The sequence below is a fragment of the Streptomyces sp. NPDC046759 genome (genome assembly GCF_040645475.1).
GTDB lineage: Bacteria > Actinomycetota > Actinomycetes > Streptomycetales > Streptomycetaceae > Streptomyces.
Genome location: NZ_JBEYYJ010000013.1, coordinates 59,943 through 83,726 on the forward strand (window position 1 = coordinate 59,943; position 23,784 = coordinate 83,726).

At 71.0% G+C, this 23,784-nt stretch carries 20 protein-coding genes and 1 tRNA gene; 6 read left to right on the forward strand and 15 right to left on the reverse strand.

The window, feature by feature from the left end; genetic code table 11:
* Positions 1 to 11 precede the first annotated feature (11 nt).
* The 8 genes from ABZ919_RS19175 to ABZ919_RS19210 form a co-directional block, all read right to left on the reverse strand.
* The gene (locus ABZ919_RS19175; RefSeq protein WP_361248903.1) at positions 12 to 707 is read right to left on the reverse strand and encodes a hypothetical protein; all 696 of its coding nucleotides are present in this window, start codon (positions 705 to 707) and stop codon (positions 12 to 14) included.
* 125 nt (positions 708 to 832) lie between these two features.
* Complete coding sequence (locus tag ABZ919_RS19180) at positions 833 to 1,348, reverse strand: hypothetical protein (protein WP_361248906.1); 516 nt, start codon at positions 1,346 to 1,348, stop codon at positions 833 to 835.
* Between the two features lie 89 nt (positions 1,349 to 1,437).
* The gene (pth, locus tag ABZ919_RS19185) at positions 1,438 to 2,040 is read right to left on the reverse strand and encodes an aminoacyl-tRNA hydrolase (RefSeq protein WP_361248909.1); all 603 of its coding nucleotides are present in this window, start codon (positions 2,038 to 2,040) and stop codon (positions 1,438 to 1,440) included.
* A 76-nt stretch (positions 2,041 to 2,116) separates the two neighbouring features.
* Entirely contained in the window at positions 2,117 to 2,713 is a 597-nt protein-coding gene (locus ABZ919_RS19190; protein ID WP_361248912.1) for a 50S ribosomal protein L25/general stress protein Ctc, read from the reverse strand.
* Between the two features lie 205 nt (positions 2,714 to 2,918).
* Positions 2,919 to 3,899 carry a ribose-phosphate diphosphokinase gene (locus tag ABZ919_RS19195; protein ID WP_361248914.1) on the reverse strand — a complete coding sequence of 327 codons (981 nt, stop codon included), beginning with the start codon at positions 3,897 to 3,899 and terminating at the stop codon, positions 2,919 to 2,921.
* A gap of 154 nt (positions 3,900 to 4,053) precedes the next feature.
* Positions 4,054 to 5,502, reverse strand: a complete 1,449-nt coding sequence (glmU, locus tag ABZ919_RS19200) for a bifunctional UDP-N-acetylglucosamine diphosphorylase/glucosamine-1-phosphate N-acetyltransferase GlmU (protein ID WP_361248917.1) — start codon at positions 5,500 to 5,502, stop codon at positions 4,054 to 4,056.
* Between the two features lie 135 nt (positions 5,503 to 5,637).
* Positions 5,638 to 5,708: transfer RNA gene (locus ABZ919_RS19205), tRNA-Gln, on the reverse strand.
* Positions 5,709 to 5,719: 11 nt separating this feature from the next.
* Positions 5,720 to 6,550: a hypothetical protein gene (locus tag ABZ919_RS19210; protein WP_361248920.1), complete on the reverse strand. Its 831-nt coding sequence runs from the start codon at positions 6,548 to 6,550 to the stop codon at positions 5,720 to 5,722.
* A gap of 166 nt (positions 6,551 to 6,716) precedes the next feature.
* On the opposite strand from ABZ919_RS19210, the gene ABZ919_RS19215 reads away from it, so the two are divergent.
* A complete protein-coding gene (locus ABZ919_RS19215; RefSeq protein WP_361248923.1) occupies positions 6,717 to 8,030 on the forward strand; it encodes a histidine kinase in 1,314 nt (437 codons plus the stop codon).
* Between the two features lie 22 nt (positions 8,031 to 8,052).
* Here ABZ919_RS19215 and ABZ919_RS19220 read toward each other — a convergent pair whose 3' ends face one another.
* The gene (locus ABZ919_RS19220) at positions 8,053 to 8,589 is read right to left on the reverse strand and encodes an SUKH-3 domain-containing protein (RefSeq protein WP_361248926.1); all 537 of its coding nucleotides are present in this window, start codon (positions 8,587 to 8,589) and stop codon (positions 8,053 to 8,055) included.
* Positions 8,590 to 8,665: 76 nt separating this feature from the next.
* The gene (locus tag ABZ919_RS19225; RefSeq protein ID WP_361248929.1) at positions 8,666 to 9,181 is read right to left on the reverse strand and encodes a YwqJ-related putative deaminase; all 516 of its coding nucleotides are present in this window, start codon (positions 9,179 to 9,181) and stop codon (positions 8,666 to 8,668) included.
* A 262-nt stretch (positions 9,182 to 9,443) separates the two neighbouring features.
* Here ABZ919_RS19225 and ABZ919_RS19230 point away from each other — a divergent pair, with 262 nt between their 5' ends.
* The 3 genes from ABZ919_RS19230 to ABZ919_RS19240 all read left to right on the forward strand — a co-directional run bounded on the left by ABZ919_RS19230 (position 9,444) and on the right by ABZ919_RS19240 (position 14,814).
* On the forward strand, positions 9,444 to 10,484 hold the full coding sequence (locus ABZ919_RS19230; protein ID WP_361248931.1) for an SMI1/KNR4 family protein: 1,041 nt from the start codon (positions 9,444 to 9,446) through the stop codon (positions 10,482 to 10,484).
* Between the two features lie 10 nt (positions 10,485 to 10,494).
* Positions 10,495 to 13,506: an SUKH-4 family immunity protein gene (locus ABZ919_RS19235; RefSeq protein WP_361248937.1), complete on the forward strand. Its 3,012-nt coding sequence runs from the start codon at positions 10,495 to 10,497 to the stop codon at positions 13,504 to 13,506.
* Positions 13,507 to 13,926: 420 nt separating this feature from the next.
* Positions 13,927 to 14,814, forward strand: a complete 888-nt coding sequence (locus tag ABZ919_RS19240) for a cellulose-binding protein (RefSeq protein WP_361248940.1) — start codon at positions 13,927 to 13,929, stop codon at positions 14,812 to 14,814.
* A 29-nt stretch (positions 14,815 to 14,843) separates the two neighbouring features.
* Here the strand turns inward: ABZ919_RS19240 and ABZ919_RS19245 are convergent, their stop codons facing one another.
* The 5 genes from ABZ919_RS19245 to ABZ919_RS19265 form a co-directional block, all read right to left on the reverse strand.
* Positions 14,844 to 16,487 carry a cation acetate symporter gene (locus ABZ919_RS19245; protein ID WP_361248943.1) on the reverse strand — a complete coding sequence of 548 codons (1,644 nt, stop codon included), beginning with the start codon at positions 16,485 to 16,487 and terminating at the stop codon, positions 14,844 to 14,846.
* On the reverse strand, positions 16,484 to 16,996 hold the full coding sequence (locus ABZ919_RS19250; RefSeq protein ID WP_361248945.1) for a DUF485 domain-containing protein: 513 nt from the start codon (positions 16,994 to 16,996) through the stop codon (positions 16,484 to 16,486). The genes ABZ919_RS19245 and ABZ919_RS19250 overlap by 4 nt, the downstream gene beginning before the upstream one ends.
* A gap of 277 nt (positions 16,997 to 17,273) precedes the next feature.
* Complete coding sequence (locus ABZ919_RS19255) at positions 17,274 to 17,486, reverse strand: DUF397 domain-containing protein (protein ID WP_361248948.1); 213 nt, start codon at positions 17,484 to 17,486, stop codon at positions 17,274 to 17,276.
* A complete protein-coding gene (locus ABZ919_RS19260) occupies positions 17,458 to 18,297 on the reverse strand; it encodes a helix-turn-helix transcriptional regulator (protein ID WP_361248951.1) in 840 nt (279 codons plus the stop codon). Before ABZ919_RS19260 ends, ABZ919_RS19255 begins: the two co-directional genes overlap by 29 nt.
* Positions 18,298 to 18,364: 67 nt before the next feature.
* Complete coding sequence (locus ABZ919_RS19265; RefSeq protein WP_361248953.1) at positions 18,365 to 19,873, reverse strand: MFS transporter; 1,509 nt, start codon at positions 19,871 to 19,873, stop codon at positions 18,365 to 18,367.
* Between the two features lie 486 nt (positions 19,874 to 20,359).
* Here ABZ919_RS19265 and ABZ919_RS19270 point away from each other — a divergent pair, with 486 nt between their 5' ends.
* Both ABZ919_RS19270 and ABZ919_RS19275 read left to right on the forward strand, forming a co-directional pair.
* Positions 20,360 to 21,148: an ABC transporter ATP-binding protein gene (locus tag ABZ919_RS19270; protein WP_361248956.1), complete on the forward strand. Its 789-nt coding sequence runs from the start codon at positions 20,360 to 20,362 to the stop codon at positions 21,146 to 21,148.
* On the forward strand, positions 21,145 to 23,727 hold the full coding sequence (locus tag ABZ919_RS19275; RefSeq protein WP_361248959.1) for an FtsX-like permease family protein: 2,583 nt from the start codon (positions 21,145 to 21,147) through the stop codon (positions 23,725 to 23,727). Before ABZ919_RS19270 ends, ABZ919_RS19275 begins: the two co-directional genes overlap by 4 nt.
* The last annotated feature ends 57 nt before the right edge of the window (positions 23,728 to 23,784 follow it).

Consider the following 23,784-nt stretch of genomic DNA (forward strand, 5'->3'; position numbering starts at 1 on the left):
CCCGCCTCAGGTCAGCCTCGCGCCTTCCGGCGCCACAGCGCCAGACAGCCGCCCGCGCCGACCAGCGCCGCCGCGACACCCGACAGCACCCCCACCGGAACACCGTTCCCGGTCTCGGCCAGACCACCGCCACCGCCCTGCGCCGACGGCGAGGACGACGGAGCGGGAGCAGCCGAGGACGACGAGGACGCAGAGGAGGACGGAGACGACGAGGAAGGCGACGAGGACGGCGCGGGGGACGCGCTCGACGTCGTACCGGACGACGGACCCGACGACGGCGTACCGCCACCGCCACCCGAGTCCTGACACTCCGACCAGAACACCTTGTGCTTGGCCGCGCCCTTCTCGCCGTCGAAGTTCCAGAACAGCTTGTAGTGCCCGCCGGGAAGGGTCATGTCCTGCGTGCGGCCGTGACCGTCGGCGTCCAGGGACAGGGCACCCGACTTCACCGTCGTGCCCTTCGTCCCACCGGTCGGGGCCCACACCTCGATGTGCCAGTCGACCTGCTGGCCACCGTCGAAGTGGAAGGCATCGATGTAGAAGGAGCACACGTGCGGCTCGTTGCGCTCGTCGGCTGCGTCCGTCGTGGACTTGTGGATCTTCACATCGCCGTTGTCACCGGGCGGAGCCGCGTGGGCCGCGGGGGCGAGGAACAGTGCCGCGCACAGACCAGAGGTCACTGCGCCGGCACGAATGAGGGTACGCATGGGGCTGGCCCATCTTCGAGTGGCCTACGGGAAGGATGTGGAGGGGGCGGCTCAGCTTCCAGCCACGACTGACCCAAGGTCAATCACGAAGACGCAACACCTGTCCGCCGGCCCCGCGCACCCCGTCACGAACCGGCGGACACCGCCAGATAGGCCGCCGTCAGCAACCCGACCCCGGCGAGCCCCAGCACCCACGCCGCCCGCGTCAACCGCATCCCGCCCGCCACCACCACCGATGCCAGCACCAGCGCCCCGCCGAACGGCACCCAGGCGTACAGAATTCCCGCGGGCCCCGAGCGCACCGCGTCCGCCGTACCCGGCTTCAGCACGACGTCGTACGTCCGCCCCCGGCGCACCGCCACCGACTTCGCGATCTCCACGCGCGCGCGTGCCCGCGCCCCCGAGGACGTCGGCGTGAACGGCCCCGTGCAGGTGTGCCCCGAACATCCCGTCACCCGCACCGTGCCGGCCTCACGCCCCTTGACCAGCATCACGTGCTGCGCGGTACCCCAGGAACCCCACACCCCGGCGAACAGGATCAACGCGGCTAGGGCGCCCATCGCCGCGACCCGCCCGAACCGCAACGCGGTCACGGACGCCTGGCGAGCAGAGCTGGCAGAGGCAGGCATGGCCGGGATCATTGGCCATACCGCGACGACCGGTCAACTCGCCGGCAGCCAAAGCCGTACAAGTCCCCCGTTGTACGGCGCGTCGTACCGCGCCCGCACCCTCAGGAGTTGTACGCGCTCTGCGCCCGCTCCAGCCCCTCCGTCACCAGACACTCCACCGCGTCCGCCGCACGGTCCACGAAGTAGTCCAGCTCCTTGCGCTCCGCCGACGAGAAGTCCTTCAGCACGAAGTCCGCCACCTGCATACGACCCGGAGGCCGGCCGATCCCGAACCGCACCCGGTGATAGTCCGAACCCATCGCCTTCGTCATCGACTTCAGACCGTTGTGCCCGTTGTCGCCACCGCCCAGCTTCAGCCGCAGCGTCCCGTGGTCGATGTCCAGCTCGTCGTGCACGGCCACGATGTTCGCCACCGGCACCTTGTAGAAGTCCCGCAGCGCGTTCACCGGACCGCCGGACAGATTCATGTACGACATCGGCTTCGCCAGGATCACCCGCCGGTTCGCCGGACCCACCGGACCGATCCGCCCCTCCAGCACCTGCGCCTGCGCCTTGCCCGCCCGCTTGAACTTCCCCCCGATCCGCTCCGCGAGCAGGTCCACCACCATGAAACCGACGTTGTGCCGGTTCATGGCGTACTCCGGCCCGGGATTGCCGAGCCCGACGATCAGCCAGGGGCCACTGGCAGGGGTGGTCACGTCCATGTCTCCTTGATACGCGCCAGCCGCCGCTCCCCGCGAGGGAAGCAGCGGCTGAACAAATGACGACGACGGTCGAGGATCAGACCTCGGCCGCCTCCTCGCCCTCCTCGGCGGCCTCGCCCTCGGTCTCCTCGACCTGGGCCTGCAGCACCTGGAGGACGACCGCGTCCTCGTCGACGGCCAGGGTCACACCGCTCGGCAGGGTGATGTCCTTGGCGTGGATGGAGGCACCGGCCTGCAGACCCTCGACGGAGACCGTGACGGCCTCGGGGATGTGGGTCGCCTCGGCCTCGACCGGCAGCGCGGACAGGACGTGCTCCAGCAGGTTGCCACCCGGGGCCAGCTCGCCCTCGGCGTGCACCGGGATCTCGACCGTGACCTTCTCGCCACGCTTGACCAGCAGCAGGTCCACGTGCTCCAGGAAGCCCTTGATCGCGTCACGCTGGACGGCCTTCGGGATCGCCAGCTCGCTGGTCTTGCCGTCGATGTCCAGGGAGATCAGGACGTTCGGCGTACGCAGCGCCAGCAGCAGGTCGTGACCCGGCAGGGTCAGGTGCACCGGCTCGGTGCCGTGGCCGTAGAGAACGACCGGAACCTTGTTCTCGCGGCGGATGCGGCGCGCCGCACCCTTGCCGAACTCGGAACGGGTCTCGGCGGCGAGCTTCACCTCGGACATGTTGATCACTCCTCGTAGTAACTCGGAACGGACGTGGTCACCCGGCCACGAACGGCCTGCTACGAAGAGCGCGTCGATAACGGACCGCCGTCATCGCATACGCGACAACGGCCTCCCTCGCCGAGCAACTGCAGCAGTCTACTCGGAGGGGGAGGCCGCACCAAAAGGATCTTCCACTACCACAGGGAGTGGGGCAGCAGAAACCTCACTGCTCGTCGAAGAGGCTGGTCACCGACCCGTCCTCGAACACCTCACGCACCGCACTCGCGATCGTCGGAGCGATCGACAGCACCGTGATCTTGTCCAGATCCCGGCCCAGCTCCGCCGGCGTCGGCAACGTGTTCGTGAACACGAACTCACTCACCCGGCTGTTCTTCAGCCGATCCGCAGCCGGACCCGACAGCACACCGTGCGTCGCGGTGACGATGACATCCTCCGCACCATGCGCGAACAACGCATCGGCGGCCGCACAGATCGTCCCACCCGTGTCGATCATGTCATCGACCAGGACACACACCCGGCCCTTGACCTCACCCACGACCTCATGGACCGTCACCTGGTTCGCCACGTCCTTGTCGCGCCGCTTGTGCACGATCGCCAACGGCGCACCCAGCCGGTCACACCACCGGTCCGCCACGCGCACGCGACCCGCGTCCGGCGACACCACCGTCAGCTTGTCCCGGTCCACCTTCTCACCCACGTAGTCCGCCAACAGCGGAAGCGCGAACAAGTGGTCCACAGGCCCGTCGAAGAAGCCCTGAATCTGATCCGTGTGCAGATCCACGGTCAGAATCCGGTCAGCCCCCGCCGTCTTCATCAGATCCGCGATCAGACGCGCCGAAATCGGTTCACGACCCCGGTGCTTCTTGTCCTGCCGCGCGTAACCGTAGAACGGCACAATCACCGTGATGGAACGAGCCGACGCACGCTTCAGCGCGTCGAGCATGATCAGCTGCTCCATGATCCACTGGTTGATCGGAGCCGTGTGGCTCTGGATCACGAAGCAGTCCGCACCACGAGCCGACTCCTGGTAACGGACGTAGATCTCACCGTTCGCGAAGTCGAAGGCCTTCGTCGGGACGACCCCGACACCCAGCTGCTGGGCGACCTCCTCGGCAAGCTCGGGGTGGGCGCGGCCGGAGAAGAACATCAACTTCTTCTCGCCGGTCGTCTTGATCCCGGTCACAGCACAGTCTCCTCAGAGGTTGTCTCAGCCAGCCGACCGCGTCTGCGACCTCCCGCCTGCGCATGAGAGGCCGAATCAGCTGGTAGGGATGCGGGTGCACGTGTGCGGATGTGCACTTATCACGGTACGCCGTGTTTGGCGCACGCGTTTCCGGTCAGTCCTCGCCCTCGCCCCTCCGGGACGCCACCTCGGCCGCCTTCGCCGCCGCGCTCCCCGGACGCTTCCGAGCCACCCAACCCTCGATATTCCGCTGCTGACCACGGGCCACGGCCAGCGAACCGGGCGGCACATCCTTCGTGATCACGGACCCGGCGGCGGTGTAAGCACCGTCCCCGACCGTGACAGGAGCCACAAACATGTTGTCCGAACCAGTACGGCAGTGCGACCCGACCGTCGTGTGGTGCTTCTCCTGACCGTCGTAGTTCACGAACACACTCGCCGCCCCGATGTTCGTGTACTCACCGATCGTCGCGTCACCCACGTACGACAGATGCGGCACCTTCGTGCCCTCCCCGATCGAGGCGTTCTTCGTCTCGACGTACGTCCCGATCTTCCCCTTGGCACCCAGCCGCGTACCCGGCCGCAGATACGCGTACGGCCCCACGGACGCCTCCGGACCCACGACCGCCCCGTCGGACACCGTGTTGTCCACCCGTGCCCCCGCACCCACCCGGGTGTCCTTCAGCCGGCTGTTCGGCCCCACCTCGGCACCCTCACCGATGTGCGTCGCCCCGGTCAGCTGCGTACCCGGATGCACCACGGCATCCCGCTCGAAGGTCACGGTCACATCGACCCAGGTGGTCGAAGGGTCGACGACGGTCACACCGTCGAGCATGGCAACGGTCAGCAACCGGTCGTTCAGGATCCGGCGCGCCTCGGCCAGCTGCACCCGGTTGTTGATCCCGGCGATCTCCCGGTGATCGGCCGCGACCGACGCCCCGACACGGTGACCCGCCTCGCGGAGGATCCCCAGGACGTCCGTCAGGTACTCCTCACCCTGACTGTTGTCCGTCCGCACCTTCTTCAGCGCGTCCGCCAGCAACTGCCCGTCGAACGCGAACACCCCGCTGTTGATCTCCCGGATCGCCCGCTGGGCATCCGTCGCGTCCTTGTGCTCCACGATCGCGGTCACCGCACCGGTCGCCCCGTCCCGCACGATCCGCCCGTAGCCGGTCGCGTCCGGCACCACCGCGGTCAGCACGGTCACGGCGTTGCCGTCGGCGTGATGCGTCCCGGCGAGCTGCTTCAGCGTGCCGGCGGTCAGCAGAGGCGTGTCCCCGCACACGACCACGACCGTCCCGTTCACGGTGCCGCCCAGCTCCTCCAGGCCCATGCGCACGGCGTGCCCGGTGCCGTTCTGCTCCGCCTGCACGGCGGTCCTGGTGTCCGGGTCGATCTCGGCGAGGTGGGCGGAGACCTGCTCCCGGGCGTGACCCACGACGACCACCAGGCTCTGCGGGTCCAACTCACGGGAGGCGGCCAGCACATGACCGACCAGGGAACGGCCACAGATCTCGTGCAGGACCTTCGGTGTGGCCGACTTCATACGGGTGCCCTCACCCGCTGCGAGAACGACGACGGCTGCCGGGCGGATGGCGCTCACGGGGTTGCCCTTCGGCTGTGGGTGAGTGGGGATGACAGCCGCAGGATACCGGGGCGTTTCCTGGGTGAGGTGAGAGCGGGCCCTGACGGTGGGGTTACCGGTCAGGGCCCGAACGTGGGTCTTGTGTGCTGTGCGCTCCCGGAGAAGGATTCGAACCCTCATTCAACGGACCAAAACCGTTTGTCCTGCCCTTAGACGATCCGGGATGGTTTATGCGCTATGTCCGATTTGATTGATCGGTTTCGCGCACGGCCTCCACTATGCCGTACCAAGAGCCTTCGATGCGACGGTACAAGTCGGCACCTTTCAGGACTTTGATCACGAGGCACCCCCGGTACTTGTCGCCGGTGTTCTTGCGGACCGTCCTGGGGTTGTGCTTCTTGACGGTCGTCTTGTTGAAGGACGACCGGTCGGCTCCGACGAGGTCTGCCCAGTAGTCTTCCGCAGCTGTGACGTCCGCCGTCTCGTGGATCATCACGATGAACCGGAGGCGGTCGCGTTCCACGCCCAGGAGGTCGAGCCAGGCCATGAAGACCTCGATCATGCCGGGGTCGCTGTTGACGAAGGTGACGTTCTCGCGGCGGTCGTACGGCTTGTCCTTGCCTCCCTCCGCCCAGTAGAGGCCCACGCCCAGCAGGAACAGCTCGCGTGTCGACAGGGTGCCGATCGCCAGCTTGGCCCTCTCTTCCCAGCCCTTGCGTGCGACGGCTGCCGCTTCTTCGGGAGTCCGCCTGCGTTCCGGCCTCGGCAGATCCCGCACCCACAGCGAGACCGAACTCCGCGAGCACCCCAGTTCCGCCTCGATCTGGTCGTAGGGCCGGCCCTGGAGCCGTAGCTCGCGGGCCTTGGTCCTGAGGTCGTCCTTTGCGTTCGGGCGTTTGGTCCACTCCGGTGGCGGTTCCCCCTTCACCAGCTGGTTGAGGACGTCGTTGTTGTAGATCTTCAGCTCGTCGCGGATCTGCCGGAGGCTGTGGCCGGCCCGCCGTAACGCGAGCGCCCGCTCCCGCAGCGCCTCGAAGTCGGCGTATTTGCCTTGTGAATGTGCCATGGGCATACCGTCCGGACGGAATGGGGCGTTCCTGAGTCGAACGGGAAGGGTTCACCAGTTCGAGTGATTTGGTGGGTTTTCGAGGTGGCTCGGTTGCGGGGTGTGGTGTGTGGAGGTAGGTGAAAGTCACCGGAAAAGCCGCAGCCGCCGCCCGTAGGCTGGAGGTATGACCACGACGGGGGAAGAGCAGGCCGTGGCCCGGACGGGGCCGTGGTGGTGGGCCAGGCGGCGTAGTGCCGCGCTCGACGGGAGTCTCGCGCTGGTGTCCGCCCTGGAGTGCGGGGCCGAGGGTATTCCGTTCGCCCGGGACGCGGGGCTCCCGGTGGCGGTGGGGATCGTCTTCGGGTTGATCGCCGGGTCCGTGCTGCTGGTGCGGCGGAAGTGGCCGATCGCGGTGGTTCTGGTGGCGATCGCGATCACGCCGGCGCAGATGGGGTTTCTGCTGGGGATCGTCGGCCTGTACACCCTGGCGGCGTGTGAGCTGCCGCGCCGGATCATCGGGGCGCTGGCGGGGATGTCGCTGGTGGGCACGGCGGTGGTGACGTTCGTGCGGGTGCGGCAGGACATGGCGCGTGGCGATCTGACGCTGGGTGACTGGTTCGTGCCGTTCGCGGCGGTGGCGACGGCGTTGGGGCTGACGGCTCCGCCGGTGCTGCTGGGGTTGTACGTGGGGGCGCGGCGGCGGTTGATGGAGAGCCTGAGGGAGCGGGCGGATTCGCTGGAGCGGGAGCTGCAGTTGCTCGCTGAGCGAGCCGAGGAGCGTGCGGAGTGGGCGCGTAACGAGGAGCGGACGCGGATCGCGCGGGAGATGCATGACGTGGTCGCGCATCGGGTGAGTCTGATGGTGGTGCATGCGGCGGCGTTGCAGGCGGTGGCCCGGAAGGATCCGGAGAAGGCCGTGCGGAACGCGGCGCTGGTGGGGGACATGGGGCGGCAGGCGTTGACCGAGTTGCGGGAGATGCTGGGTGTGCTGCGGGCGGGGGAGGGTGTGGGCCGGCGTGCGGCGGGGGTGCCGTTGGCGGCGGTGCGGGAGGCTGCCGCGGCGGCGGCTTCCCTGGCGGTCGAGGCGCAGAGCGCGGTGGACGGGCCGTGGCTGTCGGAGCTGGAGGAGTTGATCGGGCAGTCGGCGGCGGCGGGGATGGCCGTGGATCTGTCGGTGGAGGGGGAGGTGCGGTCGTACCGGGCTGAGGTCGAGCAGACGGCGTACCGGGTGGTGCAGGAGGCGTTGACGAACGTCCACAAGCATGCGGCGGGTGCGAAGACGCATGTGCGGCTGGCGCATCGGGTGTCGGAGATCGCGATGCAGGTGGAGAACGAGCCGCCGTCGGAGCCGGGGTCGGCGTCGGCGGCGGGGCTGCCGTCGGGGGGGAACGGTCTGGTGGGGATGCGGGAGCGGGTGGTGGGGCTGGGGGGTGTGTTTGTGTCGGGGCCTACGGATGCGGGGGGTTTCCGGGTGTCGGCGGTGATTCCGGCGGCGTAGGCCTGTGCTGTGCGGGGGTGTTTCAGCCGGCGGTGAGGCGGACGGGTTCGATGCCGGTGACGAGGGTGGTGAGGGCGTGGTCGATGTCGGGGCCGATGTACCAGTCGCCGGTGTGGTCGAGGGCGTAGACGCGGCCTTCGGCGTCGATGGCGAGGACGGCGGCGGTGTCGGTCTCTTCGCCGAGGGGGCAGAGTTCGGTGCCGAGGGCGCGGCCGAGGTCGCCGAGGGTGCGGGCGTGGTGGAGGCCGTGGAGGGGGTCGAGGTGGAGGGTGGCGGGGGCGATCTGGCGGCCGGGGCCGTTGGGGGTGACGGTGAGGCCGCCGAATTCGGCCCAGGCTTCCACGGCGGCGGGGAAGACGGTGTGCCGGTGTCCGGCGGGTGAGGTGTGGTCGCGGAGGGTGTCGGCCCAGATTTCGGCCTGCTTTATGTCCCAGCGTCCGGGTTGCCAGCCGGCGGTGCGCAGGGCGGTGTCGACGAGTACGGGGAAGCGGGGCGGGGTGGTCCCGTGCTCGTGGCGGGTGGCGGCGGGCCTGGGGGTGGGGCCGTGGTCGGGGTGCATCTGCCCTTCGTTCGTCTCGTGCGTCGTTCGTCGTGCCGGCGGTGTGGTGCGGTGGTACTGGGGTTGACGGTGGTTTTCAGCCGTCGGTTGCCGTGGGGTCGACGATGCGGACGCCGAAGTGGGCGGTGAGGGCGGTGCAGGCGCGGCAGGGGGTGGCGAAGCTGCCGTGGAGGGGGTCGCCGTCCTCGCCTATGCGGCGGGTGGTGAGTTTGGCCTGCTTGAGGGCTTTGCGGGCTTCGCCGTTGGTCATGGGTCTGCGTGCGGCGCGTCTGCTGCGTGCGGTGTCGGCGGCGGTGAGGTGCCGGGAGATGAGGATGGTTTCGGCGCAGCGGCCGGTGAAGCGGTCGCGTTCGCCGCTGGTGAGGGTGTCGAGGAAGTCCTGGACGAGGGGGTGCAGGGCGGGTGGTTGGTCGCCGCGTGCGGCGGTGCCGGTGAGGGTGGCGCCGCGGACGGAGAGGGCGGCGGCGACGGTGGGCAGGATGCCGTCGCGGCGGTGCCGGAGGGTGGGGGCGGGGGGTGTGTCGGTGCCGCTCCAGCCGATGCGAGGGTCGCCGGCCCGCACGTCCGTACCTCCGGTTCGCAAGGTGTTCATGATCGTTTCCCCTCCCCGGGCATCCCCCCGAAGGACACAGGGTGCCAAATGCCGTGGCCGGTGGGGAAGCTGGGGCGGTGCGACACGCCCGGTCGGGGGTGGGTGGTCACGGTGGGGTGACGGCTGGTCACGGAAGCGGAGGGGTGGTTTCCCCGGGGAGGCGGTGGGCCGGTGACCGGGGTTCGCGTACCGCATAGGCTGTCGGCATCCGCGATCGACACCGCCGTTGAGGCCAGAGAGAACGCCGCAGGGGGCTACCGCCATGACGACAGGTCGGCTCGGGCTGGGGGCACCGCCCAGCCGCCAGGCCGGGGGACAAGCCGCGCCGCCGAACGCGGCCTATGCCGGGCAGGTCGTGCACTTCCCGGATCCGGTGCGGGCGGCGCGTCACCCGAGAGGGGTACGGGTCGACGAGCATGGTTACCCGGATTTCTCTCCGTACGCGCGCGTGGCGGTGGAGATCGCCGAGCCGCCGGAGGGGTTCGGTGTCGACGAGTTGCGGCTGACGGACTATGTGTCGGCGAACGCGGCGTTGGCGGCGGCGGGGCACGAGTTGTGGGACACGGTGCCGGATGTGGCGACGCCGCACGGCTGGACGTGGCATCACGTGGTCGGCACGCGGCGGTTGGAGCTGGTTCCGGTCGAAGTGAAGGCGTTGTTGCGGCACCACGGTGGGGTGGCGACGGCGGCGGTGGACCACGGCAAGCGGGGCACGCGGCCGTTGCAGGAGACACGGCCGGCGCATTTCGGGCTGCCGAAGTCCGGTGTGGCGGTGTCGGAGGCGCAGGTGCAGGGTGTCGAGGAGGATCTCGGTTACCGGCTTCCGGGCGCGTACCGCTCGTTCCTGAAGGCTGCGGGCGGGTGTGCGCCGGTGGGCACGGCGCTGGACGCGGAGTCGGGTCTGCTGCTGGATCAGCCGTTCTTCACGGTGCGGGACGAGGCGGCGGTCAACGACCTGGTGTATGTGAACAAGTGTCTGCGCGACCATCTGACGAAGGATTACCTCGGGGTGGGTTTCGTGCAGGGCGGGTTGCTCGCGGTGAAGGTGAAGGGCGAGCGGCTGGGTTCGGTGTGGTTCTGTGCGTACGACGATGTGCGGGACGTGGATCCTTCGTGGTCGCCGGCGGAGCGGGTGGAGCGTCTGCTGCTGCCGTGCGGTGACGACTTCGATGCCTTCCTGTCCCGACTGGCGGGGAGTCCGCCGGAGTTGGAGACGGTGGCGAATCTGATGGTCGACGGTGGTTTCGCCCGTGTCGTCGCGGTGTCGGCCGGCTCGGCGTCTTCCGGCCCGGTGGGGGAGTGAGCTTCAGGCGATGGTGACCTACGCGCAGGCGCAGGAGCGCGCCGAGGAGTGGATCAACGGTGACGTGCCCGCGTACCAGCATCGTGAGGTGCGGGTGCGGGAGTTCGAGCTGGGTTTCGTGGTGTGGGGCGAGGACCGGGCGGAGGGTCCGCGTTCGGATGCGGGCGCGCAGCGGCTCGTGATCGCCCGGGACAGCGGGGAGGCGACGCTGTGGCCGGGGTTGCCGGTGGGTGAGGTGATCCGCCGGTACGAGGAGGAGTACGGCCGTGCGGACGAGCCCCGGGACGCGGTTCCGGCGCCGGCGGCTGCGCGGGTGGATCTGAATCAGACGTCGTTCCTGTTGACTCCGCCGGAGTGGTTGCAGGAGGCGGCGGACAAGCTGGGCATCGGGGACCGGCGGCCGCAGGAGGCCGGTGGTTCGGGTGCCGGGGTGTCCGGTGCCGGTGGCGGTGGGGCTTCGTCGGGTGGGGCGGGGCCGGCTGAGACGCGGGCCGGGGTGCCGGTGGCGTCGTCCGGGGATCCGGCTGTGTCCGGTGGGGCGCAGGGCGGGCCGGGCGTTTCCGGTGTGCCGGGGGTGTCCTCTCCGGTGGCTGCGCCTTCCGCGGAGGTGCCGGCCGGGGCCACGCCGTGGGCCGGTACGGACACGAACGCGGGGTCCGGTGAGGACGACCGTTCGGTGCCGTTGCCCGCGACGGTGTTCGCGCCGCCGCTGAGCGATTCCGAGGACGAGGGCGTGCGGCCTGCGGTGAGCGCGCCGGATGCGAAGACGGCGTTGATGTCGGGGGGCAGCGCGCTGCCGAGGACGGCGGTCGCGCCGGCGCTCGATTCTCCGGACACGCCGGGCGCTCAGGGCTTTGTGCCGGGCGCGCCCGGTGTGCCCGGGGCGCCTCCCGTCCCTGGTGTGCCGGGCGCCGTGCAGGGCGGTACGCCTCCGCCCGCGCCGCCGGGCACGCCTCTGTACGGCTATCCCCAGGCGCCCGCCGCTCCTGGCGCGCCTGCGCCGGGCGCACCCGCGTATCCGCAGGCGCCCGGCACTCCGCTGCCGCCCCCCGCTGATCCTGGTGCGCCGGGTGCTGGGCAGGGCAGCACGCCTGCGCCGCCGCCCCCGGGTGCCTCGCCCTACGGCCATCCGCAGGGTCCCGGCGCTGCGCCGGGTGCTCCCGGTTACGGCTACCCGCCGCCCTCGGGCGACGCGGGTGGGCCGGTGCGGCCGCTTGCGCCGAACGCCGGGGACATCGCGGATGCCGCGACGAGCAAGGCCGCTCCGCCGCCGAAGAAGGCGCGCGGCGGGGTGGGTGCGCCGCCTCCGCCGCCGGGTGCCCCGGGCATGCCGGGCGCACGTCCGGGCAGCGGGGCTGTGCCTCCGGCGCCGGGTGCGCCTGCCGGTGGGTATGTGCCGACGCAGCTGGTGTCGGCGCTCGGTCCGCAGGGGCCCGAGGGGCAGGGCCTGCCGGGTGGCCCGGGCGGCCCGGTGGGCGCGGACGGGGGACGGACGCCGGGCGCGCCGAATGCTCCGGGCGCCCCCCACCCGCCTTCCACGCCTCCGGATGGCGTGCACCATGCGGCCACGGTGCTGGCCGACCCCAGTCAGCTGGGCGGCGCGCCGCAGCCTCCGGGCGCCCCGGGGGTTACGGGTCTGCCGGGCGCGCAGGGAGGTCCGGGCGCCCCGGGCATGCCTCCCGTGCCCGGCGCCCCCGCTGCCCCGCAGCCTGCGGGCCCCCCTGTCGGTCCCGGTGCTCCGGGCGCTGCGGGGGGCGGGCGCGGGGCCGTGCACCACGCGGAGACCGTGCTGGCCGCGCCCCCGGTGACCGGTCCGGGCGCACCTCCTCCGCCACCCGTCCCCGGTGCATTCGGTGCGCCGGGCGGCTCAGGCATGCCGCCGGGCGTTCCGGGTGTTCCAGGCGTCCCGGGGGTTCCCGGCGTGCCAGGCATGCCGCCCGCCGCTCCGGGCGCCCCGCAGCCGATGCCGCCGGGTGCGGTGCCGCCGCCGGGCGCGCCCGGTCCCGAGCAGCCGCCGGCGTACGGGTATCCGCAGCAGCCCACCGGACAGCCGACGGTCGGCCCGGGTTATCAGGCCGTGCTGCGCTATCGCGCGCAGGACGGCTCGGAGCAGCAGCTGATCCGGCGTTCGGCGCCGGGTACGCCGCACCCGGAGTGGCAGATCTTCCACGAGCTGCGGGCGATGAACGTGCCGCCGGGGCAGGTGCTGGAGCTGCACACGGAGCTGGAGTCGTGCGAGCTGCCGGGTGCCTACTGCGCGCGGATGATCCGGGAGCAGTGGCCGCAGGCGCGGATCGCGAGCATCGCGCCGTACGGCACGGATCACGCGAGCCGGCAGCAGGGCATGCAGCAGTTGCTGGCGCACCAGGGCGAGTTGCACCAGGTGGCGGACGGGCCGGCGCGGCCCGCGCCGGTGCGGGCGCCGTTGCCGCCGGTGCAGGCCGCGCCACCCGTCCCGGCGGAGGGCATCGCCCAGGAGCTGGCGGCGGCGTTCGGGCCGGGGGTCTTCCGGTTCGAGCAGCAGGCGGTGTCCCGGCAGGGTGTGCCGCCGGTCGTGGGGCACACCCTGGTGGTGGCGGGTCTGCCGCTGGACATGGGCCCGTTCTTCTGGGCGCAGGCCCAGCCGGGCCGCCCCGTTCCGACGCTGGCGGAGCTGGCGGCCGAGCGCGGGGTGCAGCCGGCGCCCGACGCGGGCTCGTACCTCGTCATGGGCACCGACTTCGGCAGGGCGATCTGTGTCCAGTACGGCACGGCGAACATCGTGGCCGTGCCGGTGGAGGCGGGGCCGGGCGGGGCTCCGGTGCCGCCGCAGTTCGTGAACAGCGGACTGCCGGAGTTCGCGCGCTGCCTGGCCCTGCTGGGCCGGATGTGGCGTCTGCGGTACGGGCTGAACCAGGAGCAGGCGGGCCGCTGGACCGTCGACTTCCAGGCGCAGCTGGCGGCTCTGGACGCGGCGGCGCTCGGTTCGCCGGAGAGCTGGTGGTCGGTGCTGCTGGAGCAGATGTGGGACGGCCTGCTGTAGGGACGCCGGCCGGGAGGTGAGCGGATCATGCCCTTCACGCGCGTGTGAAGGGCATGACGGGCCGGTGGACTTCCAGCCGTACCGGGCCCAGCTGGTGGTGTACTGCCACCGCATGCCGGGCTCGTTCCACGAGGCAGTCGGCCGAACGGGTGGGCGCCGCGGTCCTCACGGCCCCAGGAGAGGGCGGCCCGGTGACGGCCTGTTTCCTCGCCCTGCACGAGGATCACCCGTACGCAGCATGATCATCACTCTGGAGGGGGAGATGCTGCAGGCGGCCCTGCCACCCCACCGATCCTGAAGTGCGGGATTTCGAGCGTGACGTGACTGCGGAGTGTCGCGTTATGAACACTTACGCCCGATCCATCAAGATGTGCGCGAAATCGTCCTGTCGTGTACGGCTGCTGGAGAGGGGTTCCCAGGGTGAGCAGCGCATCGAGGTCACCGCACGGCTTCGTGACCGGCCGGGGGCGCGGCTACCGCCCCGACCAGGTCGACGCCTGCCTGGAGAAGTTGTCGTGCGACCGTGACGCCGCCTGGGAACGGGCCGCGCGGCTGACCGTGCTCGCCAAGGACATGGAGGCGGAGGCCGCGCGGATGCGCGAGGTCGTCGCCCAGCTCGTACCGCACGAGTACGAGGCGCTCGGGGACAGCGCACGGCGGTTGTACCAGTTCGTGCAGGAGGAGGCGACCCGCCTGCGCGAACGCGCGCGGCGTGAGGCGAAGAAGCAGCGCGCGCAGGCCGAAGCGCGTGCCGAGGCCGTACGCCGTCAGGCGCAGGAAGCGGCGGACGCGCTCCGCGCGGAGGCCGACGAACACGCCCGCCGGCGGCTCCTGGCCGCGCGCGCCGAGGCCGACGACATCCGCATCGGCGCGCGGCGCGCGGTGAAGGAGGGGCGCGGACAGCTGCTCGTCGCGCTGCGCGAGGTGCGGCAGCGCACCACCGGCACGGTCGAGGAGCAGTCCCGGGAGCACGCCGGGCGGTGGGCCGAGGTCGAGCGCGAGGAGGCCGAGCGGATCGCCGCGCTGCACGCCCGGCACGCCGAACGGGCGAGCCGGGTCGAGGCCGCGCTGTCCGAGGCCGAGCGGTCCCTGGCCGAGGCCCAGGAGTACGCGCGCCGCGCCCAGGAGGAGGCACGCGCACGTGCCGCCGAGATCCTCGCCGGCGCGCGTCTGCGCGAGGAACGCATCGCGCGGGAGACGGAGCAGGTGCTGCGCGACCACGGGGAGATGTGGGACGACGTGCGGGCGCAGGTGGATCAGGTGCGCAGCAGCCTGATCACGCTGACGGGCAGAGCGGCCCCGGAGTGATCCCCCGGCCGCCGCCGTCCGCCGCGCTCTCAACGTCGCTCGCGCACCGCCCCCGCCAGGATCCGTCCCTCCACCGCCTCGTACTGGTGCCGCTGTTGCTCCGCCTCGGCACGGCCGGAGGCCACCGTGCCGAGCCAGCCGAAGAAGAAGCCGGCCGGGATGGAGACGATGCCGGTCGTGGTGAACGGGAACCAGTTGAAATCGGCGTGCGGGAAGGCCGAGACGGGTGAGCCGGAGACCAGATTCGTGCCCGGCATGAGCAGCAGCACGGTCAGCGTGCCCCCGATCAGCGTGCCCATGAGCCCGCTGCGGGTGTAGCGGCGCCAGAAGAGCCCGTAGACCAGGGCGGGCGCGATGGCCGAGGCGCCCAGGCAGAAGGAGAGCGTGACCAGGGGCTGCAGGCTGTGGTGCTGCACCAGCGTCGCGAGCAGGATCGTCGGGACGCCTATGGCGAGCGCCGCGACGCGGGCCAGGGCCATCTCGCGCCGGGCCGGCATCTCCTGCACACGGGCCGCGAAGACGTCGTGGGCGAGAGAGTTGGCGCAGGCGAGGATCATCCCGGCGACCGAGGCGAGCAGCGTCAGGAAGAGCGCCGTCGTCACCATCGTGAACAGGAACGTCTCCGCCGTGGACACGCCGGTGCCGAACACCGCCCGCGAGCCCAGCAGGTACGCGGTGTTGCCCTGCGGATCGGCCCCGGCGATCGCGGCGCGCCCGACCAGGGCGGTGGCGCCGAACCCGACCACCGTGATGACCAGTACGAACAGGGCGACGATCGACACCGCCCAGGACATCGAGCGGCGCACCTGGCGGGCGCTGGAGGCCGTGTACATGCGCATGGTGATGTGCGGCAGGCAGGCGCCGCCGAGCACCACGGTCAGTTCCGAGGCGATCATGTCCAGGCGGGACCGGCCGGACGTGCCGAACTCCAGCCCGGAGTGCAGGAAGGCCGGTCCGGCGCCGCTCTGCCGCGCGGCCGCGGTGAACAGGGCGCCCGGGTCCCAGTCGAAGCGGCGCAGGATCAGCACGGCGATCGCGGCGCCCGAACCGACCAGCATCACGATCTTCAGGATCTGGATGAGCGCGGTGCCCTTCATGCCCCCGATCGCCGCGTAGGCGATCATCAGCGCACCGAGCCCGACCACGCATCCGGTCTTCAGGGACTCGTTGGAGAACCCCAGGATGAACGCCATCAGCTGCCCGGTACCGGCGAGCTGGACCAGCATCAGCGGCAGCAGCGCGGCGATGGTCACCGCGCAGGCCGTGATGCGTACGCTGCGCCCCGGCAGCCGGCGGGCCAGCGCGTCGCCCATGGTGAACCGGCCCGCGTTGCGCAGCGGTTCGGCGAGCAGGAACATCAGCAGCATCAGCGACAGCGCCGTACTGAGCGCCAGGACGACTCCGTCGTAACCGCACAGGGCGATCACGCCGCCGGTGCCGAGGACGGTGGCCGCCGAGATGTAGTCGCCCGCGATGGCGAGGCCGTTGCGCAGCGGGGACAGGGAGCCGTAACCGGTGTAGAACTCGTCGAGGTCGTCGTGGTCGGGGCCGGTCATCACGCACAGCAGCAGGGTCACCGTGGCAACGGTGCAGAAGGCGACCAGGGACATGGCCTGCGCCGAGCCGCTGAAACCGGCGAAGCCACCGACGGCCGGTGTGCCGGCGGCGGTCATCGGGTGACTCCTCGGCGCGCGTCCAGTTCGGCTTCCCGGCGGATGCGGTCGGCGAGCGGATCGACGTGCCGGCGGGCGGTGCGCTCGTACAGCGCGATCGCGAGCCAGGTGACCGGGAGTTGGATCAGGGCGAGCAGCAGGCCGGCGGGCATGCCGTCGGCGACCGTGCGGGTCATGACGCCGGGCGCGCAGGCGGACAGCACCAGGAACAGCGTGAAGTAGCCCAGTGCGGTGAGGGTGGCGGTGCGCCGCTGCCAGCGGTAGGCGCTGCGCAGCACCCGCAGGTCGCTGTGGTGGCCGAGGGGTTCGCGGGGCGGCCGGCGTTCCGGGCGGGGCGGCTGCGGGGGAGCGGGCTGCCAGGGGTAGGTGAGGTCCGCGGAGGGCGGCGGGTCGTAACGCCGGCGGGCCGGCGGGCCGTAGGACGTGGGGGGCGGCCCGTAGGACGTGGAAGGCGGGACGTAGGGCGTGGGGGGCGGGGCGTAGTGCGGAAGCGGCGGGTCGTAGGACATCCCGGGGCTCCTTGCGTGGCTCGGGTCCGAGGCGGCGGACCGCAGGGAGGTGGGGGGGTGCGGAGCCACGCACGCTACTCGCGCGTGCCGGGCCGCGCTGCGTTTTCACCGAACTGGCCGGTCGGTATGCGCTAGCTCCCCAGGCGTTCATCTCGTACGCCGGCAGCGTGGAGCGGATCGCCGAGCTCATCATGGAAGCAGTCCGGGCGACCTCGCCGAACCCCTGCGACCCCGGCCTGCTCGACGACCTGCACAACGTGTTCGCAGACGAGCAGCCCTAGCGGATCCCGCCGAGGAACTCCGTCCAGGCGGCGGCCGAGAACACGATCGCCGGGCCGGTGGGGTTCTTGCTGTCGCGGACGGGCACGTGAGCGGGGCGGGCGGGGTCGCTCACTTCGAGGCAGTTGTCGCTGCTTCCGCCGCTGTAGCTGGACTTGCGCCAGCCGGACAGCACCGATGCGTCAGAGATGGTCGGTTCGTTGCGCTTCATGCTCGTAATCCTCCGCGACGGACCGGAGCAGGTCCAGTGACTTGCGGTGCGACAAGGCGTCACCCAGTGCTTGATCGTAAAGCTCCTGGCACGTACGCACTACGGACGGTAGCTCCAGGATGCGCCCACTGTTCACGCCTTCCGCATACGCGATCGGCGGCAGGTCGTCGAACCACATGAGCGAGAGGAAGCCAGCCTGGAGGGCGTGGGCACCCACGGAGTAAGGGAGCACATGGACCCGGATACGGCGGCTCGCGCCCAATTCCATGATGTGCCGGAGTTGTTCGCCCATGACGGCCGGTCCGCCGACGACACGCCGCAGCACCGCTTCGTCGAGCAGGAAGCACAGCTCAGGAGACTGGAACGTGTCGAGGACGCGGGCTCGTTCGAGCCGGGTGTCCACCACCTTGTCGCGTGCCTCGTCGTCCTGACGCGGATAGCCGGTACCGAGCACCTCGTAGGCGTACGCCTTCGTCTGCAAGAGGCCCGGCACCAGATTGGCGGCGTACTCCTTGATGGTGGTCGCCCTGCCCTCGAACTCCAGCGCCTCCTTGAAGTGTTCCGCGACCTGCTTCCCGTCCAGTGTCGGCAGGAAGTTCACGAAGAACCCGTCGCCGCCCAACTCCTGGTCCAACCGCCGCGCATCGTCCACATCGGGCCTGCGCCGCCCCGCCTCGATATGGGCGATGTGCGTCCGGGACATCACCGCACGTTGGCTCAGCTGCTCCTGCGTGAGCCCCGCCGCTTCCCGCCTCCGCTTCAGCTCCGCCCCGTACTGCTCCCGTGCACGCGGATTGTCCTCGATCGCCACCCGGCCAACTCCCCTCCGCGGAGACACCGTTGTCACGCTGAGTCGCTCACCGAGCGTACTCGTGCAGCTACTCCTCACGCACCGGGAACCGCCGCGGCGCCACCACCAGCAGCACCAGGAAGGCCAGCACCGCCGCACAGGCGGCGCCGAGGTACACCGCGTGCACGGCCGCGGCGATCGCCCGCCGGGTCGCCTCCGGGGCCGTACCGGCGTCCAGGGCGCGCGTGACGGAGTCCAGGTCGCCCGCCCCGCCCAGCCGCGCGGCCAGCACCCCGTTGGCGACCGCGCCGAACAGCGAGGCGCCCAGGGTCTGTCCGGTCTGCCGGCAGAACAGCACGGACGCGGTCGTGGTGCCCCGCTCCGACCAGCCCACCGTCGACTGCACCCCGACGATCAGCGGCAGCTGGAACAGCCCGAGCGCCGCACCCAGCAGGAGCATCAGCAGCGTCGGCTGCCACCACGAGCCGGGGTACGGCAGAAGCGGGAACACGCACAGGATCAGAGCGGCCAGGCCGATGCCGAGCAGCGCGGTGTCCCGGAAGCCGATGCGCCGGTAGACGTGCTGGCTCAGCGCCGCCGACACCGGCCAGCTGAGCGTCCACACCGACAGCACGAACCCGGCGGCCACGGGCGCGAGTCCGAGCACCGACTGCGCGTACGTCGGCAGGAACACGCTCGGCGCCACCATCAGCAGCCCCAGCGCGCCCAGCGCCAGGTTGACCGCCGCGATCGTCCGGCGCCGCCACACCCACCCGGGAATGACCGGCTGCGCCGCCCGCCGCTCCACCGCGACCACCACACCGGCCAGCGCCAGGCCCGTGCCGAACAGCGCCAGCGACGGCGCCGACAGCCACGGCCAGGCGACCCCGCCCTGTACCAGCGCGGTCAGCAGCACCCCGCCGCAGGCGAACACCGCGAGCGCGCCGGCCCAGTCCACGCGGGCGTGGGCGGTGTTCTCCGGGTCCTGCGGCCGCTCGGGCTCGTGCAGATGACGGACGATCAGCCACAGCGCGGCCGCGCCGATCGGCAGGTTGATCAGGAAGATCCAGCGCCAGTCGGCGTACGCGGCGAGCACTCCGCCGAGCCCCGGCCCGGCCACCGCCGCCACCGCCCACACCGTGGACAGCCTCGACTGGATCCTCGGGCGTTCGGCCAGCGGATACAGGTCGGCGGCCAGCGTCTGCACGGTGCCCTGCAACGCACCGCCGCCCAGTCCCTGCACGATCCGGAACGCGATCAGCGCCGCCATGTTCCAGGCGCCCGCGCACAGCAGCGAGCCCAGCAGGAACGCGGCCGCGCCGGTCACCAGCACGGGCTTGCGGCCGAAGGTGTCGGACAGTTTGCCGTAGACGGGCAGGGTGACGGTGACCGCGAGCAGATAGCCGGAGAAGAGCCAGGAGAAGACCGAGAACCCACCGAGGTCGCCGACGATCTGCGGTACCGCCGTGGAGACGATGGTGGCGTCCAGTGCGGCCAGCGCCATCGCCAGCATCAGCGCGGCGACCACCGCGCCCCGCCGCCGGCCGTCCCGTCGCCGTACCGCGTCGCCGCGTATCGCGGGTGACGTGCTCCCCACCGCAAACCCCTCCCCGAGACTCCCCGCAAGAGCCTGCCCCGCTCCGTGCTCCCTGCATCCATCTGCGATGCGTCAGCTTGCCACGGGGCGCCCACCTCGGCTCCGGCGCTCGGGGCGGCCCCGCGGCTTGACCCTGACGCGACGGCAGGGTGGAGGCTTGGCGCGGCCGATGGGTGGAGACGACCCCGAGAAGGTCTCCGCCCGCGGGTGGAGCACCCCTAGGGGTATCTCCGTACAACGGCTCGGGGCGGGTTCGTCCCGGCGGAGGACGAGGCGGGGCCGGCCCAGTCCTTAACCTGGCTTTACGCCGCAGGGGGGCGGCCGACCGCACCGGCCGGGGTGGGGTTTTCCCCCGGGCAAGAGGGGGCTTCGCACCAGCGCGCCACCGCCCGGCCGACCGCGAGACTCAACGACGTACCCGAGGACGACACCCCGGCCCACCGGGGTACCACTCACCGACCTGTCAACCGACATAGGAGACATACCGTGACATCGGCTGTGACCATTCCCAGGCACGGGGGCACTGGAGGGCGTACGGCCGTTGCCGCGCGGGCGCGGCAGGTCGTGAAGGCGTACGGGTCCGGTGAGACCCGTGTCGTCGCCCTCGACCACGTCGACGTGGACATCATGCGCGGCCAGTTCACCGCCATCATGGGCCCCTCGGGGTCCGGCAAGTCCACGCTCATGCACTGCCTCGCCGGGCTCGACACCGTCACCGGCGGTCAGATCTTCCTGGACGAGACCGAGATCACCGGCCTGAAGGACAAGAAGCTCACCCAGCTGAGGCGGGACCGGATCGGCTTCATCTTCCAGGCGTTCAACCTGCTGCCGACCCTGAACGCCATCGAGAACATCACGCTGCCCATGGACATCGCGGGGCGCAAGCCGGACAAGGCCTGGCTGGACCGCGTGGTGGAGACCGTCGGGCTCGCCGGGCGTCTCAAGCACCGGCCGACCCAGCTCTCCGGCGGCCAGCAGCAGCGCGTGGCCGTGGCCCGCGCCCTCGCCGCCCGCCCGGAGATCATCTTCGGGGACGAGCCGACCGGAAACCTCGACTCGCGCGCGGGCGCCGAAGTCCTCGGCTTCCTGCGCCGCTCGGTCGACGAACTCGGCCAGACCATCGTGATGGTCACCCACGACCCCGTCGCCGCCTCCTACGCCGACCGCGTGCTCTACCTCGCCGACGGCCGGATCGTCGACGAGATGTACAACCCGACGGCCGATCAGGTCCTGGACCGCATGAAGGACTTCGACGCCCGGGGGCGCACGTCATGACCGTCCTGAAGACCTCGATGCGCAACTTCTTCGCGCACAAGGGCCGCATGGCGCTCTCGGCGGTCGCGGTCCTGCTGTCGGTGGCGTTCGTGTGCGGCACGCTGGTGTTCACCGACACGATGAACACCACCTTCGACAAACTCTTCCAGGCCACGTCCTCGGACGTGACGGTCGGCGCCAAGGGCTCCTCCGACACCGGTGAGACCACCTCCCGCACCGGCAAGCCGCCGGTGATGCCGGCCTCCGTCGTCGGCGAGGTCCGCGGCGCCCGGGGCGTGGAGAAGGCGGAGGGCACGGTCTTCTCCACCTCGGTGACCGTCATCGACGCCAAGAAGGACAAGCTGTCGCCGAACAGCGGCGCCCCGACCATCGTCGGCAGCTGGAACGGCAACGACGCCCGCACCATGAAGATCACCTCCGGTGCGGCGCCCAAGGGTCCGGACCAGGTCATGGTCGACGAGGACACCGCTTCCACGCACCACCTGAAGCTCGGCGACGACATCGGCATGATCTCGGTCGTCGGCACGCACCACGCGCGCGTGTCCGGCATCGCCGCCTTCAAGGTGACCAACCCCGGCGCGGCGATCTTCTACCTGGACACGAAGACGGCCCAGCAGACCCTGGTCGGCCGGACGGGTGTGTACACCAACATCAACGTCACCGCCGCCCGGGGCGTGACGAACGACCAGCTGAAGAAGAACGTCACGGCCGCCCTCGGCCACGGCTACAAGGTGCAGACCGCCAAGGAGGTCGCCGACGCCAACCAGAAGAGCGTCGAGAGCTTCCTGAACGTCATGAAGTACGCGATGCTCGGCTTCGCCGGGATCGCCTTCCTCGTCGGCATCTTCCTGATCATCAACACCTTCTCCATGCTGGTCGCCCAGCGCACCCGCGAGATCGGCCTGATGCGCGCCATCGGCTCCTCCCGCAAGCAGGTCAACCGGTCCGTGCTGGTCGAGGCGCTGCTGCTCGGCGTCATCGGCTCCGTGCTCGGCGTAGGCGCGGGCGTCGGCATCGCCGTCGGCCTGATGAAGCTCATGGGCAAGATGGGCATGCACCTGTCCACGGACGACCTGACCGTCGCCTGGACGACCCCCGCCGTCGGCCTGCTCCTCGGCGTCGTGGTCACCGTCCTCGCCGCCTACCTGCCCGCCCGGCGCGCCGGCAAGGTCTCCCCGATGGCCGCCCTGCGCGACGCCGGCGCCCCGGCCGACGCCAGGGCCGGCACCGTCCGCGCGGTGATCGGGCTGCTGCTCACCGCCGTCGGCGGCTGGAGCCTGTACGTCGCCGCGAGCGCCGACAAGGCCAAGGCCGGCTCGGGCTGGCTGGGGCTGGGCGTGGTCGCCACCCTGATCGGCTTCGTCGTCATCGGCCCGCTGCTGGCCGCCGGCCTGGTCCGGATCCTCGGCGCGGTCATGCTGCGGATGTTCGGTCCCGTGGGCCGGATGGCGGAGCGCAACGCGCTGCGCAACCCGCGCCGCACCGGCGCCACCGGCGCGGCCCTGATGATCGGCCTGGCCCTGGTGGCCTGTCTGTCGGTGGTCGGCTCCTCCATGGTCGCCTCGGCCACCGACCAGCTCGACAAGACCGTCGGCACGGACTTCATCATCCAGGGCGACAACGGCCAGCGCATCACCCCGCAGGCCGTCAAGGTCATCAAGGACACCCCGGACCTTGCGCGGGTCACCGAGTACCGGACGACCGTGGCCGACTACACCACCCCCGACGGGCAGACCCTCAAGGACACCGACATCACGGCGGCCGACCCGACCTACGCGACCGACCTGCGCAAGAAGACCGTCGCCGGAGACCTCAAGGACGCCTACCTGCCCGACTCGATGTCCGTCCACGAGAAGTTCGCCCAGGCCCACGGCATCCACCTCGGCTCGAGGATCACCGTCGCGTTCCGGGACGGCGCCACCGCCCACCTGACGGTCCGCGCGATCACCAGCAGCGACGACGTGATCGACCAGGGCGCCAAGTACACCTCCATCGCCACGCTCGCCAAGTACGTGCCCGCCGACCGGATGCCGCTGGACGAGCTGGTCTTCGCCACCGCCAAGGGCGGCCGGCAGGCCGACGCCTACAAGGCGCTGAAGGCGGCCCTGCACGACGACTACCCGCAGTACACCGTGCGCGACCAGACCGACTACAAGAAGGCGCTGAAGGACCAGATCGGCCAGCTGCTGAACATGATCTACGGCCTGCTGGCGCTGGCGATCATCGTCGCGGTCCTGGGCGTGGTGAACACCCTGGCCCTGTCGGTGGTCGAGCGGACCCGGGAGATCGGCCTCATGCGGGCCATCGGCCTCTCGCGCCGCCAGCTGCGCCGCATGATCCGCCTGGAGTCCGTGGTGATCGCCGTCTTCGGCGCCCTGCTCGGCCTCGGCCTCGGCATGGGCTGGGGAGCGACCGCCCAGAAGCTCCTCGCCCTCCAGGGCCTGAAGATCCTCGAGATCCCCTGGCCGACGATCATCGCCGTCTTCATCGGCTCGGCCTTCGTGGGCCTGTTCGCCGCACTGATCCCGGCGTTCCGGGCAGGCCGCATGAACGTCCTGAACGCCATCGCCACGGACTAGCCGCGCTGGGCCGATGCCACGACCACCGCATACGGGGGTTGCGGGGGAAAGACCCGG

Excerpts from the sequence above, each read along its gene's own strand:
- ABZ919_RS19225 (WP_361248929.1), bottom strand. The coding sequence starts at position 9,181 with ATGAACACCTTGCGAACCGGAGGTACGGACGTGCGGGCCGGCGACCCT.
- ABZ919_RS19220 (WP_361248926.1), bottom strand. The coding sequence starts at position 8,589 with ATGCACCCCGACCACGGCCCCACCCCCAGGCCCGCCGCCACCCGCCAC.
- ABZ919_RS19255 (WP_361248948.1), bottom strand. The coding sequence starts at position 17,486 with ATGAAGCGCAACGAACCGACCATCTCTGACGCATCGGTGCTGTCCGGC.
- ABZ919_RS19275 (WP_361248959.1), top strand. The coding sequence starts at position 21,145 with ATGACCGTCCTGAAGACCTCGATGCGCAACTTCTTCGCGCACAAGGGC.
- ABZ919_RS19230 (WP_361248931.1), top strand. The coding sequence starts at position 9,444 with ATGACGACAGGTCGGCTCGGGCTGGGGGCACCGCCCAGCCGCCAGGCC.
- ABZ919_RS19215 (WP_361248923.1), top strand. The coding sequence starts at position 6,717 with ATGACCACGACGGGGGAAGAGCAGGCCGTGGCCCGGACGGGGCCGTGG.
- ABZ919_RS19235 (WP_361248937.1), top strand. The coding sequence starts at position 10,495 with ATGGTGACCTACGCGCAGGCGCAGGAGCGCGCCGAGGAGTGGATCAAC.
- ABZ919_RS19180 (WP_361248906.1), bottom strand. The coding sequence starts at position 1,348 with ATGATCCCGGCCATGCCTGCCTCTGCCAGCTCTGCTCGCCAGGCGTCC.
- ABZ919_RS19190 (WP_361248912.1), bottom strand. The coding sequence starts at position 2,713 with ATGTCCGAGGTGAAGCTCGCCGCCGAGACCCGTTCCGAGTTCGGCAAG.
- ABZ919_RS19210 (WP_361248920.1), bottom strand. The coding sequence starts at position 6,550 with ATGGCACATTCACAAGGCAAATACGCCGACTTCGAGGCGCTGCGGGAG.
- pth (WP_361248909.1), bottom strand. The coding sequence starts at position 2,040 with ATGGACGTGACCACCCCTGCCAGTGGCCCCTGGCTGATCGTCGGGCTC.
- ABZ919_RS19250 (WP_361248945.1), bottom strand. The coding sequence starts at position 16,996 with ATGTCCTACGACCCGCCGCTTCCGCACTACGCCCCGCCCCCCACGCCC.
- ABZ919_RS19245 (WP_361248943.1), bottom strand. The coding sequence starts at position 16,487 with ATGACCGCCGCCGGCACACCGGCCGTCGGTGGCTTCGCCGGTTTCAGC.
- ABZ919_RS19175 (WP_361248903.1), bottom strand. The coding sequence starts at position 707 with ATGCGTACCCTCATTCGTGCCGGCGCAGTGACCTCTGGTCTGTGCGCG.